Origin of the sequence: Streptomyces sp. NPDC001292, assembly GCF_042896465.1 — a bacterium.
Taxonomy (GTDB): Bacteria; Actinomycetota; Actinomycetes; order Streptomycetales; family Streptomycetaceae; genus Streptomyces.
Window position 1 is genome coordinate 52,555 of sequence record NZ_JBIAXG010000029.1, and the last position, 13,410, is coordinate 65,964.

Consider the following 13,410-nt stretch of genomic DNA (forward strand, 5'->3'; position numbering starts at 1 on the left):
ACGCGATAGGCCGCGGCTATCGGCCCCATTCGGCAATCGCGCATTGTGACGGCCCGGCCCTTCGGCGAGCCTGACCACGTCCGGCAGCACGGCCGGGTGGTCCAGCGAAGGGGAGGGCATGGCACAGTCACAGCACCTTCGGCGCAACTTCGTCGACGGACAATGGGACCCGGCCGAGTCGGGACTGACCAGCGTCGGAGACCCAGCCGACGCCGATGGGAGCGAGAACTCCCGCCGCGCCGAACGCGATCGGGACGAGGACGGCACCGACCTTGTCGATGTCGGGCAGCCGCCGGCTGACGAGTACGGGACCCCACAGCAGGATCGCGTAACGGGCGGGCTTGAGCAGGAAGTAGGTGGCGCCGAGGGTCAGCACCATGCGGTCGCGCAGCGTCTCGCGGTAGAGGGCGATCCCGTGGCGCCGCTCACCCGTCTCCATGGCCGGTGCAGGGCGCCCGCCCCGCGCGGGCTCCCCGGTCGGCGCGTCGTCCTCGACGATGCCCGCGTCCCGCGGAGAGTTCTTCTGGAACGCCGCGAACAGCAGCAGTACGGCGCCGAGCGTCGCCGCGCCCGAGAAGAACGCGGCCCGCCAGCTGTCGAAGAGGGAGTACGCGATCCAGCCGAGGAACGGGGGCGCGGCCAGGCCCCCGAACGCGTAGTTGGTGCTCCACAGCCCGAGAGCCCGGCCGCGCTGCCGCACGGGGAAGAAGCTGCCCATGTTCTTGCACAGCGGCGCCCAGCCGGCCGACTGGGCGAGGCCCTGGACGACCATCGCGCCGCCGAAGACCAGCAGAGCGCTGCTGAGGCCCATCACGCAGGCCGCGGCGATGGCACCGATCATGCCGCCGATGACGACCACCCGGGGACCGAAGCGGTCGGCCCACATGCCCCACAGGAACTGCCCGGCCGCGTAGGCGGCGAGATACACCGCGTCGATGACGCCGAGGGCATGTTCGGTGAGGACGGTGTTGACGGCCGGGTCGTCGAGGATGCCGAGCTTGGCGACGGAGAAGGCCTGGCGTACGAAGTAGAACCCTGCGTAGGCGAGCCAGGTCACGGCGAAGATCCGCCGTCGCCAGCGGACGGCGCCGGCCTGCGCCGGGCCGGTCAGGGGAGTTCGGTGCGGTTGCGGTGGTGCGAGGTCGGCCATGGCGGTGTCCTGTCCCTCGTCTGGGGCGGATGGGCTGGCGTGGGGGGCGGCAGCGGGCATGGCAAGGCCCCGGACGCTCGTACTCGGGGCTCGGCGTGCCGGCCCCGGCGGCCGGGGCCGGTCGCCGACGGGTGTGCTGGACGGGTCAGGCGGAGAGCGACTCACCTGCCGCGATCGCCGTGCCGACCCAGAACGCGTCGAAGTTGCGCAGGCGGTGTCCGTCGGGCAGACCGGGTACGGGCGCGTTCGCGAGGAACGGCACCTTCTGCTCGGACAGCCCCCCCCGTGCGAGCGCAGCGGCTCGGTGAAACCGGAGATGTCGTGCCGGGCGGGCGTCGTACCGAGCACGGTGTTGCGTTCCGCGATGACGACGAGGTCGCCGATGCGGTCGCCGGGCAGCTCGAAGCGGGCGGCCGCCTCGTCGCGGGTCAGCACCGTGTCCACGCCCTCCAGGGCCCGGAGACGGGCGGTGACGGTGCCGCTGTCGGCGTGCTCGGGAAGATGGACGGTGGCGTACGAGCCCAGTGCGCCGTGGTGCACGGTGTACGGGTCGGTGATCGGCAGCACGACCCGTGCGGAGCCGCGCTCCAGCTGGGCGTCGAGGACGTCCTGGAGGTGGACGACCCGGGCGTTCCCGTCGCGGTCGGCCTTGGCGTTCATGCCGTGGTCGGCGGTGACGACGAGTACCGCTCCGAGCGCGTCGACACGCTCGAAGTAATGGTCGAGCATGGCGTAGAAGTCGTTGGCGACGGGCGATCCGGGGGCGTGCTTGTGCTGGATGTAGTCGGTGAGCGACAGGTACATGAGGTCGGGGCGGTCCTTGTCGAGGATGTCGGCCCCGGCGGCCATGACCAGTTCGCTGAGCTCGGCGCTGTAGACGGACGGCAGTTCCATGCCGGTCCGGGCGAGGACCTTGCCGATGCCGTTCTCCTCCTCCGTGGCCTGGTCGGCCTTCTCGGCGGAGAAGCAGATGCCGTCGACGAGACCGTTGCCGAGGAGCCGGCGCAGCTTGTCCTTGGCGGTGATGACGGCGACCTTGGACCCCTGCTGCGAGAAGGCGGCGAACAGGGTCGGGGCGCGCAGCAGTTCGGGGTCGTTCATCATGACCTCGGTGCCGGCGGCGGTGTCGTAGAAGTAGTTGCCGCAGATGCCGTGGACGGAGGGCGGCACCCCCGTGGCGATGGACAGGTTGTTCGGATTGGTGAAGGACGGCATCGTGCAGTCGGCGCGCAGGTCGCTGCCCGCATGGAGCATGCGTTCCAGGAAGGGCATGCGGCCGTCGGCGATGGCCCGCTCGTGGTAGGCGTCCTCGCTGCCGTCGATGCACACCACGACGACGGGCCGGCGGGGCCGGTGGTAGCGGCGTCCGTTCACTGTCAGCGGTTCGGTCATGTGCGGATCCACCTCTGAAGGTCGAAGGAGCCGGGAGGGCCGTCGTGTCGGCCCTCCCGCTGTTTCATGGGTAGCACCGCGCCGGGGACGGGCAGAACCACCGGATTCGCTATGACGGTCATAGCCGCGGACGGTGCTCCCACCGCGTCTCGCACCCTCCCCACCAGGGCGTTCTGGCGCTAGAGTCGGCGGCTCGGGCGATCGGCGACGGCCTGAGGGAGGCGTGTGGAACTCAACCTCCACCGATTGTGGATCTTCATGCAGGTCGTGGAGCACCAGGGCTTCTCGGCGGCGGCGCACCGTCTCTACATGAGCCAGCCGTCGGTCTCCAACCAGGTGCGCCGGCTGGAGCAGTCCCTCAAGGTCACGCTGATCGACCGCTCGGGATCCCGGGCGCGGCCGACCGCCGAGGGCGAGATACTGGCCGAGTACGGCAAGCGGGTGTTCCTGCTGGCCGAGGAGGCCGTCGCGGCGGTGCAGCAGGTGAGCGGTCTGGTGTCGGGACGGCTGCTGGTCGGTGGCTCGACGACCGTCGGCACGTATCTGCTGCCGTCGCTCCTGGCCCGGTTCCAGGAGCGGCATCCGGGCATCGAGTGCGACATCTTCGTGGGCAACAACGAGGCGGTGCTGGAGCGGCTGTTGGCCGGGGACATAGGCGTCGCCGTGGTCGCGGGCGTTCCGGCGGAGTCCCGGCTGGTGCCGGAGACGGTGCTCGGCGAGCGCCTGGTGCTGATCGCGGCGCCGGGGCATCCGCTGGCGGCGCGGGACCAGGTGAGCCCAGGGGACCTGAAGGGCTGTCGCATCCTGCTGCGCGAGCCGGGCTCGCAGACCCGTGAACTCCAGGAACAGGCGCTCGCGGAATGGGAGTTGACCGAGGTGTCACGGGGTGAGGCCTGGGGCCCCGAGGCGGTCAAGCAGTGCGTGGCGGCGGGCCTCGGACTCGCCCTCATCTCCGAGCACGCCGTGGTGGACGACGTACGCGCCGGGACCCTGACCGTCCTGCCGGTCGACCCGGCCCCGCGCTCCCGGCCCGTCAACCTCGTCCGTCGCAGGGACCGTCTGCTGTCCCCGGCGGAGCGCGCGTTCATCGAACTACTGCGCTCCGTAGGCCAGTGGCCGCGCGAACTGCCGAGGCCCGCCATGCCCTGAACGGCGGCCGGCGCCCCGCCGGCGGGGCGCACCGGAGATCCGGGGACCGATCTCGTACGAGTCGGCGTGGCCCGGCTTTCACAGGCGGTTTTGTGCTGTTGCACAATCGTCGTGTGCCCGTCTCGGTTCCCGACCTCCTCGCCGAACCCGCCCTGCGGCTTCGCGCGCTGAGCAGCCACTGCCACGACGAGGACCGGCGGATCGGCTGGGTGTCCACAACGGAACTCCCGGATCCGACGCCGTTCCTGCGCGGTGACGAACTGGTGATGACGACGGGCATGCTGGACCGGGACGACGCCGAGTGGATCCGGCTGCTCGGCCGGCTGGCGGAGCTTCCGGTGGCCGCGGTGTGCTTCGGTACCGGCCTGGTGCACCAGGAGGTGCCGCCCGTCGTCGTCGAGACCGCCGAGCGGGTCGGTCTGGCCCTCCTGGGTTCACCGGTGGAGGTGCCGTTCGCGCAGATCAGCCGGTGGGTGGCCGACCGGATCTTCGCGGAGCGCTACGACACGGTGCGATCGGCCGTCGTCCTCCAGGACCAGCTGGTCCGAGAGCTGCTGTCCGGTCACGGTCTTCGCGGGCTGCTGCGGCGGCTGCACCGCGAGCTGGGGGCGGGGCCGGTGGCCGTGGTCGAGCAGGGTGGGCGCGTGCTGGCGCGCCACCCCTCCTCGTCCGCGTGGCCGGAGGCCGGCGCGGACGAGGAGGCGGCGGACGACGGGGGGACGTCCGTGCCGATCGTGGTGGACGGCGTGCCGGTCGCGTGGCTGCGCACCCGGCTGGGCACGGCCCGGCAGGACGTGCTGTCGTTCGCCACCAGCATCCTCGGACTGGAGGTGGCCCGTCACCAGGCCGTGCTCAACGGCCGACGGGAGCTGCTGGGCCAGCTCCTCGAGGACGTCCTGCATCGCACGGTCTCCGACGCCGACGCCCGCCGCCGCCTGGCGGCGTACGGCCTCGCGGTGGAGGGACCGCACGTGGTCGTGGTCGCCCGGGTCGGCGGCGCCCCCGGGCGGCTGCGCAGCCTGCCGTGGACGCTGGGGCCGCTCCTGGAGAGTGAGGGTGATCGGCTGCCCACCGCCTTGATCGACGACACCGTGATGGTGATCGTGCCCGACGGCGTCGACGCCGCGGCAGCCGCCCGTACCGTCGCGGACCACCTGGCCGTTCTGGACCCACAGGTCCGCGTGGGCGTGGGCGAGCCGCGACGCGGCGTGGCCGGGCTGCGGCTCGGCTACTTCGAGGCGCGCCAGGCGGCACAGGCGGGCCCCGGGGTGCACCGGGCGGCGCCGCTGAGCATCGCCGGCCTGCTGATGGGCAATCTGGACCTGCCGCTGCGGGAGCTGGGCCACGCCGTGCTCGCGCCGCTGCTGCGGCACGACGAGGCGCACCGGGCCGAGCTCGTCACCACGCTGCGGTCATACCTCGCCCATGACTGCGTGCCCGCCGCGACCGCCCGGGAGCTGACGCTCCACCGCAACAGCCTGCGCTACCGGCTGCGGCTGATCGAGCAGCTCACCGGCCGTGATCTCGACCGCCTGGCCGACCGCACGGAGCTGTGGCTCGCCCTTCTGGCCCTGGAGGCCGACCCCGCCGGCCTGCCGCCGGGGCAGTGAACGGGTGCGCCTCATCGCCGAGGCGGCCGGCGCGGCCGGCGTGACCGGGCCCTGGGGCCCGGTGCGGGCGATCCCGCGTCCGCGCGGCCGCTCCGCCCGCATCCGCCGACGTCAGGGGGTGGGAGAGGGGGAACCGGTCCTCGTCCCCGGCTCGGTGGTGAGGATCATGCGGTCCGGTACGTGAGCGGTGTCCCGACGGGCCGCGAGCCAGTAGAGGGCGGCCGGTACGGCCAGTCCGACGATCCAGGAGATGTCCGTGCCGCCGAGCGGCTCCACCAGCGGGCCGGTGTAGAAACTGGTGGCCAGGAACGGCAGTTGGACCAGAAGACCGATGCCGTAGACGATGAGTGCCTTGACGCGCCAGGCGCCGTAGCGGCCGTGCGGGTCGCTCAGGGCGGGCAGGTCGTAGCGCTCCTTGGCGATCAGGTAGTAGTCCACCAGGTTGATCGCCGACCAGGGGGTGAAGGCCGTGAGCAGGAAGAGCAGGAAGTCCTTGAAGGAGGACAGGAAGCTGTCCTTGCCCAGGAGGGCGACCGCGGTTCCCGCGATCATGATCGCGGCGATGTAGGCGGCGCGGCCGCGTGTGGACAGCGCGCGCTGCCCGCGGAAGCCGCTGATGCCGGTGACCACCGACATGAAACCGCCGTAGGTGTTGAGCACGTTGACCGTCAGCTTGCCCAGGGCGATGACGAAGTACAGGAACGAGGCCGCGAGTCCCGCGCCGCCCAGGCCGACGACGTAGCCGACCTGGTTGTCGACGAAGGCGCTGCCGGCCGCGGCCGCCGCGAGCGCGCCGAAGGTCATGGACCACTGGGAGCCGAGGGCCGAACCGCCGAGGGTCCACCAGAAGGTGGCGCGGGGAGAGGTGGAGCGGGGCAGGTAGCGCGAGTAGTCGGCGACGTAGGGGCCGAAGGCGAGCTGCCAGGAGGCGGAGAGGGAGACGGCGAGAAGGAACAGCGGCAGGTCGAAGGAGCGGTTGGCGAGGAGGGTGCTCAGGTCGGCGTGCTCCAGGAGGCGGATGCCGAGGTAGACGAAGGCGAGTGCGCACACGATGCTGGCCACCCGTCCCAGCGTGTGGATGAGCCGGTAGCCGACGAGCGTGGTGACCGCGGAGACGAGGGCGAAGATCACGATGCCCGTGGTGTCGCCGAGGTGGGTGAGTTCGCCGACCGCCTGGCCGGCCAGCACGCTGCCGCTGGCGAAGAAGCCCACGTACATCACGATGACCAGGACCAGCGGGACAATGGCTCCGCGGACGCCGAACTGGGCCCGGCTGGAGATCATCTGCGGGAGGCCCAGGCGGGGCCCCTGGGCGGAGTGCAGGGCCATCACCGCACCGCCCAGCAGGTTGCCGAGCAGCAGGCCGATGATCGACCAGAAGGCGCCCCCGCCGAAGACGACGGCGAGCGCGCCGGTGACGACCGCGGTGATCTGGAGGTTGGCGCCCAGCCAGAGAGTGAACTGGCTGAACGCGCTGCCGTGCCGTTCGGCGTCGGGGACGACATCGATCGAGCGTTGTTCGACCACGCCTGTCATAGATAGCCCTCTTCCACAGACCCACTTCTGAACTGCATAGGGTCATTCAGAATGGGATCGAATGAATGAGAGGTCAATACTTTGGCGCAAAATATGGGCTGAGGATTGCCTGGGGCAGGTGGCGAGGCCCGAACCTACGACCGCTGGCCGCCGGGACTCACCGACGGCTCCGGTCCCGGCTCTCGTGGAGCCATTGCTCGACGACCGCGTCCGCGTGCTCGCCGAGAGCCGGGCTCGGAGCCGCCGTCCCGTGGACCCCGGGGCCGTTGCCCGCCACGTCGGCCGCGCCGTCCAACCCGAACTGCGCCGGCTGGCGCAGGAACGGTGTGCGGCCAAGGACGGGGTGGTCGAACTCGCCGACGAGCCCCCGCCCGCGGATCTGCTCGCTGCCCACCGCCTCGGTCAGGTCCCAGATCGGCGCGGCCGGGACTCCCGCCGCCCGTGCCGACTTCAGGGCCTGCTCCGTGGTCAGTCCGGCGGACCACCGCTCGGTGATCTCACGCACCTGCTCGATGTGGTGCGCCCGGGCGGCGTCGTCACTGAACCGCGGGTCCGACGGCATGTCCGGCCGCCCCACCATCCGGGCGAACCGGGCGAACACCGCCTCGCCCGCGACCGCGATCGCCACCAGACCGTCGGCGGTTCGATAGGTGTCGAACGGGGTTGAGACCGGATGCCGGTTGCCGACCCGGCCAGGCAGGTGTCCGGTCGCCGTGAGCAGACTCATCGCGGTCACCTGGAGCGACACCAGGGAGTCGAGCATGGCCACGTCGATGTACCGGCCCTGGCCGCTGCGCTCCCGGTCGAACAGCGCGGCGTTGATGGCCCACGAGGCGAACAGTCCGGCCACCAGGTCGCCGACCGACTCGCCGACCCTGGTGGGCGGCCCGTCGGGAGTGCCGGTGCCGGCCATCAGACCGGACATGGCCTGCACGATCAGGTCGTAGGCGGGGTGCTCCCGCATCGGGCCGCTCTGCCCGAAGCCGGAGATGCTCGCGTAGACCAGTCGCGGGTTGGCCGCGCGGAGCGTGGCGTGGTCGATGCCGAGCCGCCGGGCGACCCCGGGACGGTAGTTCTCGACGAAGACGTCGGCCTGCTCGGCCAGCCGCAGGAGCAGTGCGTGGTCGTCGGGATCCTTCAGATCGAGGACGATGCTGCGCTTGCCGCGGTTGAGCTGGGCGAAGTACACGCTCTCGCCGTTCCGGAACGGCCCGAGGTGCCGGGAGTCGTCACCGCCGGGCGGCTCGACCTTGACCACGTCGGCGCCGAGGTCCGCCAGCAGGGCCGTGCAGTACGGGCCGGCCAGCACCCGGCTCAGGTCGAGCACGCGCAGGCCGTGCAGAACAGTCATGGCTTCACGCCTTTCGGTCGGGGCGGCCGCATCACACCGCGGCATGCGGAACGTAAGCGCGGGGCCCTCGGGGCGTCGATGTGCGGCTGCACGAAGATCTTCAGGATCGTCGTGCGCACGCACATTGGCCCGGGGGGCGGGCTTACGCCGCAATGGAGCCGGGCCCGTACCCGAGCCGCACTCCGACACTCCGACACGCCGACCGAGGAGCACTCCATGACGACGCCGTACCTGCTGCCCCCGATGTACGACGAGTTCCGCGCCGCGGCCCGCGCCGTCGCCGAGAACGAACTGGGGCCCCGGGCGGCGGAGGTCGACGCGCGGGGCGGGTTCCCGCACGAGAACTACGACACGCTGGTGGCCGCCGGGCTGCACGCACCCGGCATCCCGGAGGAGTACGGCGGCGACGGTGTCGACGCCCTCGCCGCGGCCGTCGCGGTCGAGGAGGTCGCCCGCGTGTGCGCGTCCTCGTCCACCATCCAGACGTCCAACAAGCTCGGGGTGGTACCGCTGCTGCTGGCCGGCACGGAGGAGCAGCGGCAGCGGTACCTGCCCGAAGTGGCCTCCGGGGAGGCGCTGATGGCCTACGCCATCAGCGAGCGGGAAGCGGGCAGCGACGTCGCCGCGATGCGCTGCCGTGCGACGGCCGACGGGGACGGCTGGATCCTGGACGGCGTCAAGACCTGGATCACCTCGGCCGGTGTGGCCAGGTACCTCATCGTCTTCGCGGTCACCGACCCCGACGCGGGCTCCCGTGGCATCTCGGCGTTCGTCGTGCACGCGGACGACGCCGGCATCGGCTACGGCGAGCCCGAACGGAAGATGGGGCTGAAGGGCTCGGTCACCCGCGAGGTGTACTTCGACGGCTGCCGGATCCCCGGCGACCGCCTGCTCGGCGAGCGCGGCAGGGGGCTCCGGCTGGCACTGGCGACCCTGGACCACACCAGGGTCTCGGTCGGCGCCCAGGCGCTCGGCATCGCGCAGGGCGCCCTCGACCACGCGGTCGGCTATGTGCGGGAACGCCGGCAGTTCGGCAAGGCCATCGCCGACTTCCAGGGCATCCAGTTCATGCTCGCCGACATGGCGATGAAGGTGGAGGCGGCACGGCAGATGGTCTACGCCGCCGCGGCCCGCAGCACCGCCGGTGCACCGGACCTGACGTACTTCGGCGCGGCCGCCAAGTGCCTCGCCTCCGACACCGCCATGGCGGTGACGACCGACGCGGTGCAACTGCTCGGCGGCTACGGCTACACCAAGGACTTCCCCGTCGAGCGCATGATGCGCGATGCGAAGATCACCCAGATCTACGAGGGGACCAACCAGATCCAGCGGATCGTGGTGGCCCGCAACCTGGCGTAGCGCACCGGCCCGGCACCGATCCGCGGCGGGAGAACGCCTGCCCCGGGCTCGGCGCCGCGCCGAGCCCGGAGCGGGCGAACGCACGGAGCGGGAAAGGAAGTCGGCTCATGTGCGGGTGAAGACGGGCTGGGCCAGGTCGGCCACGCGTGTCGGGCGGCCCAGCAGGGCGACCTCGCGGAACTGCCAGAGCAGCGCGCCGGTGGGCGGGTGAACCACCATCCCCCGGCGCAGCGGCAGTTGGAGGAGCGGTCGGCCGTCGTCGGCGGTGCGCCAGCGGGGAATGTCCGGGCTGGTGAGCCTGCGCAGGGTCGGCGTGCGCTCCTCGTTCTGGTGGACCTACCTCGGGGCGGCGATCGGCGGCGCCTGGATGATGCTGGTCGGCACCGTGGCCGCCGGGCTGTTCTCGAAGCTGACGCTCGTCGAGTCGATCATCTCCGCCGGGAACGAGGTCTTCCACGGATTCGGCATGACGCTGCTGCTGGCCTCGGTCCTGCCGCTGATCACCATCGGCACCCTCAACTTCTACGGCGGCAGCCTGACCCTGCTGTCCAGCATGGACTCGCTGCGGCGGATCAAACCCACCGTCGCCAAGCGCGTCGTCACCCTCGTCGTGATCGGCCTGTTGTCCACGGCGATCGCCTTCGGCTCCGACGAGACGTTCCTCCAGCAGTTCGAACACTTCCTCGTCGTGCTCGGCTACCTCTTCACCCCGTGGACGGCGATCAACCTGGTCGACTCCTATCTGGTGCGCCGCGGCCACTACTCGATCCGGGAGATCTTCAACCCGCGCGGAATCTACGGGCGGTGGGGCTGGCGCGGGCTGGTCTCCTACGCCGTCGGCTTCGCCTCGATGATGCCGTTCGCGGTCGTCGGCGAGAGCATGGGGCCCGCGGCCCGCTGGACGGGCGGGCTGGACATCACCATGATCATCGGCCTGGTCGTCTCGGCCGGACTGTATCTGCTCGTCTGCCGATCGCTGGACGTGGAGGGCGAGCGCGCCGTCGTCGACCACGCCGACGACGGCCTGGACCCGGACGTCCCGCCGGGTACGTCCCTGACGGCACACACCGCATGACCACGGCCGCCTCCGTCCCGTCCGGTACGCCCGTGCCGTTCGGTACCCCCGCCGCGCAGGCGGAGCCCTTCCGGGTGCGCCTGCGCGACGGTGTCCGTCTGTACACCCGGGTGTACCTGCCGCCGTCCCCCGCACGGGTGGCGGCGGTGCTGATCCGCACGCCGTACGACACGACACACCCGGACACGCTGGTGCCCGACATCGCGGCCCGGCTCGCCGAGGCCGGAATGGCCGTGGTGACGCAGGACGTGCGGGGAAAGATCCGCTCGGAGGGCGTGCCCGTGCCCTTCACCGCGGAGACCGCGGACGCCTGGGACGTACTGGAGTGGAGCACGGAGCAGCACTGGTCGGACGGCACGGTGGGCTGCTGGGGCAACTCCTACTACGGCTACACCGCCTGGGCGGCCGTCGCCTGCGGCCACCCGGCCGTGCGGGCGCTCGTCACCGGTGATCACCGACGTGACGGCCGGATGCGCGAGCGGGAAGGCGATGGCCAACTCCGGCAGCGAGCACCCCGCTTCCCCGGCCACGTCGACGAGCCGCTCGACGATCTCCAGCTTCGCGGCCGTGCGCGGCGCCGACGGATCGAAGCGGTCGGGGTTCGGGGTGGGACGCCCGCTGCTCAGGGAGGGCCCGGTCCGTCCAGCGCGGCGTGGGTGATCCGGACGCACTCGTCGTGGTCGGCATTGCCGACGAACCCGAACATCATGGTGCCGAGGCGGTAGGGGCTGACCTGGATGGCGGTCCCGCCCAGAACGCGGTGACGCATACGACTCTCCTTGGACGGCGTCCAGTTGGATGCGCCGACCCCACGAATTCGAGTCCGCTCCAAGCAGGCGTGGCCCACTGCTCAGGGTGCTCCTTCGGGGTGCACGGCCTGCACGGCCTCGACGACGGCGCCGCTGTGCACCAGGCCGACGGCCGCACGGACCCGGGGGTACAGGACCACGTCCCGCGTGATGTGGTCGATGGGCCGCCCGTCGGCGGACCGGGTGGTGCGTACGAGTTCGAGGACCGCCCTGCTCGCGCTGGACAGCACCGAGGCGTCGGCGCCCTGTTCGGCCAGGCGCAGTTCGAGTGCCTGCGCGGCCATCAGCAGCTCGATGCCGACGACGGCCTCGATGTTGGCGACCACCTGCCGGGCGTGCCGGCCGGCGTTGTTCGCCATCGAGACGTGGTCCTCCTGGTTCGCGCAGGTCGGGATCGAGTCGACGCTGTCGGGATGGGCCAGCGTCTTGCAGTCCGACACCAGCGCGGCCGCGAGGTACTGCGGCAGCATGTAGCCGCAGTCCATGCCCACCTTCTCGCTGGCGACGAGCATGTCCGGCAGCCCGCGGTTGAGGGAGCCGTCGTCGAGGCGGAACAGTCTGCGCTCGGCGATGCTGCCGATCTCGGTGACGGCGATGGCGAGGAAGTCCGCGGCGAACGCGAGGTACTGGGCGTGGAAGTTGCCGCCCGAGACCGCCTTGAGGCCGCGGGTCGCGGGCAGGTCCGGGAACACGAGCGGGTTGTCGGTGGCCGCGTTGATCTCGGTCTCCACGATGCCGTGCACGAAACGCAGCGTGTCGCGGACCGGTCCGAGCACCTGCGGTGTGCAGCGCAGCGAGTAGGCGTCCTGCGGCGGCCGCCGGACCGGGTCGCGGTCCACGTCGCCGTCGACCAGGCCGCTGTCGCCGAGCAGCTGCCGGATGCGGGCCGCGGACTCGATCTGGCCTCGGTGCCCGCGGGCCTGGTGGATCTGCGGGAGGAACGCGTCCCCGAAGCCCATCAGCGCCTCGATGGACATCGCCGCGGTGATCTCGGCGGTGGCGAGCAGATTCCGCGCGTCCGCGAGGGCGAGGGCCGCCTGCGCCGTGGAGAACGACGTGCCGTTGGTGAGGGCGAGGCCCTCCTTGGCGCGCAGCGCGATCCGCTCGATCCCGGCGCGGCGCATGGCCTCCAGACCGCTCACGATCCTGCCGTCCCAGAACGCCTCGCCGCTGTCGAGTTCGACGTCCTCGCCGGCCGGACGCGACAGCACGATCGCCAGGTGGGCCAGCGGGATGAGGTCGCCGCTGGCGCCCAGCGAGCCGTATTCGGGGACCGCCGGGTGCACACCGGCGGCGAGCATGCGCGCGAGGGTCTCGGGAAGCTCGGGCCGGACGGCCGAGTGGCCGCGTGCCAGGCTCGCGGCCCGGATCAGCATGGCGGCTCGTACGACCTCCTCGTCCAGATGGCGGCCCACCCCGCTGGCGTTGGAGACGATCAGCCGGCGGGACAGCTCGGCGGCGTCCTCGGCGGTGGCGAACGCCTGCCGTCCGGCCAGCGAACCGAAGCCGGTGTTGACGCTGTAGATCGGGTCCACCGGCTCGCCGGCCCGCATGCCCTCGACGATCGAGCCGACCCACTGCTCGCTCGCACGCATGGCTTTCACGGCGGCCTCGCCGACGACGACCCGCCGGCCGCCGCGCGCGACGGCGACGAGATCGTCGAGGGAAACGGGCGCTTCGCCCAAGGTCACTGGCTCGGTCATGGGTTCCTCCTGGCGCAGAGGCTACGTGCCGTCTCAGGGGCCGCAATCGGCTGTTCTCATGGGGTGAGAACACCGCCGGGCCGCGGCGACCACGGCGGCGTAGGCGGACTCGTCCCCGACGGGGATCCGCACTCCCTCACCGGGGAACACCCGCACGCCGATGCCGCCGAGCGTGCACTGCCGCAGGAACTCCCGGGCCGCGCCGCCGAACGGCAGGCGGCAGTACCGTCGAGGTCGGGTTGTTCGGATTGCAGACGAGGACCGCGCGCACGTCGG

At 71.7% G+C, this 13,410-nt stretch carries 8 protein-coding genes and 2 pseudogenes; 5 read left to right on the plus strand and 5 right to left on the minus strand.

What is annotated here, in order from left to right:
• Positions 1-127: 127 nt before the first annotated feature.
• Entirely contained in the window at positions 128-2,542 is a 2,415-nt protein-coding gene (phnA, locus tag ACFY4A_RS27075; protein WP_390831951.1) for a phosphonoacetate hydrolase, read from the minus strand.
• A gap of 225 nt (positions 2,543-2,767) precedes the next feature.
• On the opposite strand from phnA, the gene ACFY4A_RS27080 reads away from it, so the two are divergent.
• Positions 2,768-3,691: a LysR family transcriptional regulator gene (locus ACFY4A_RS27080; RefSeq protein ID WP_390831952.1), complete on the plus strand. Its 924-nt coding sequence runs from the start codon at positions 2,768-2,770 to the stop codon at positions 3,689-3,691.
• Positions 3,692-3,804: 113 nt separating this feature from the next.
• Positions 3,805-5,301 carry a PucR family transcriptional regulator gene (locus ACFY4A_RS27085; protein ID WP_390831953.1) on the plus strand — a complete coding sequence of 499 codons (1,497 nt, stop codon included), beginning with the start codon at positions 3,805-3,807 and terminating at the stop codon, positions 5,299-5,301.
• 111 nt (positions 5,302-5,412) lie between these two features.
• Here ACFY4A_RS27085 and ACFY4A_RS27090 read toward each other — a convergent pair whose 3' ends face one another.
• The gene (locus ACFY4A_RS27090) at positions 5,413-6,837 is read right to left on the minus strand and encodes a purine-cytosine permease family protein (protein WP_390831954.1); all 1,425 of its coding nucleotides are present in this window, start codon (positions 6,835-6,837) and stop codon (positions 5,413-5,415) included.
• Positions 6,838-6,994: 157 nt separating this feature from the next.
• On the minus strand, positions 6,995-8,188 hold the full coding sequence (locus tag ACFY4A_RS27095; RefSeq protein WP_390831955.1) for a CaiB/BaiF CoA transferase family protein: 1,194 nt from the start codon (positions 8,186-8,188) through the stop codon (positions 6,995-6,997).
• A gap of 216 nt (positions 8,189-8,404) precedes the next feature.
• On the opposite strand from ACFY4A_RS27095, the gene ACFY4A_RS27100 reads away from it, so the two are divergent.
• From ACFY4A_RS27100 to ACFY4A_RS27110, 3 genes and pseudogenes are all read left to right on the plus strand, one after another.
• Positions 8,405-9,547, plus strand: a complete 1,143-nt coding sequence (locus ACFY4A_RS27100) for an acyl-CoA dehydrogenase family protein (RefSeq protein WP_390831956.1) — start codon at positions 8,405-8,407, stop codon at positions 9,545-9,547.
• 292 nt (positions 9,548-9,839) lie between these two features.
• Positions 9,840-10,622 carry a purine-cytosine permease family protein gene (locus tag ACFY4A_RS27105; protein ID WP_390831957.1) on the plus strand — a complete coding sequence of 261 codons (783 nt, stop codon included), beginning with the start codon at positions 9,840-9,842 and terminating at the stop codon, positions 10,620-10,622.
• Positions 10,619-11,053: pseudogene (locus ACFY4A_RS27110) on the plus strand (CocE/NonD family hydrolase); the annotation flags it as partial. The gene ACFY4A_RS27105 and the pseudogene ACFY4A_RS27110, both read left to right, overlap by 4 nt.
• 12 nt (positions 11,054-11,065) lie before the next feature.
• Here the strand turns inward: ACFY4A_RS27110 and ACFY4A_RS27115 are convergent.
• Positions 11,066-11,248 (minus strand): annotated as a pseudogene (locus ACFY4A_RS27115) (aldo/keto reductase); the annotation flags it as partial.
• Between the two features lie 224 nt (positions 11,249-11,472).
• A complete protein-coding gene (gene hutH / locus ACFY4A_RS27120; RefSeq protein WP_390831958.1) occupies positions 11,473-13,134 on the minus strand; it encodes a histidine ammonia-lyase in 1,662 nt (553 codons plus the stop codon).
• Positions 13,135-13,410 lie beyond the last annotated feature (276 nt).

What these genes read in the sequence shown, in the direction of transcription:
- phnA (WP_390831951.1), bottom strand. Translation starts at nt 2,542, where the DNA reads ATGACCGAACCGCTGACAGTGAACGGACGCCGCTACCACCGGCCCCGC.
- ACFY4A_RS27090 (WP_390831954.1), bottom strand. Translation starts at nt 6,837, where the DNA reads ATGACAGGCGTGGTCGAACAACGCTCGATCGATGTCGTCCCCGACGCC.
- ACFY4A_RS27095 (WP_390831955.1), bottom strand. Translation starts at nt 8,188, where the DNA reads ATGACTGTTCTGCACGGCCTGCGCGTGCTCGACCTGAGCCGGGTGCTG.
- ACFY4A_RS27100 (WP_390831956.1), top strand. Translation starts at nt 8,405, where the DNA reads ATGACGACGCCGTACCTGCTGCCCCCGATGTACGACGAGTTCCGCGCC.
- hutH (WP_390831958.1), bottom strand. Translation starts at nt 13,134, where the DNA reads ATGACCGAGCCAGTGACCTTGGGCGAAGCGCCCGTTTCCCTCGACGAT.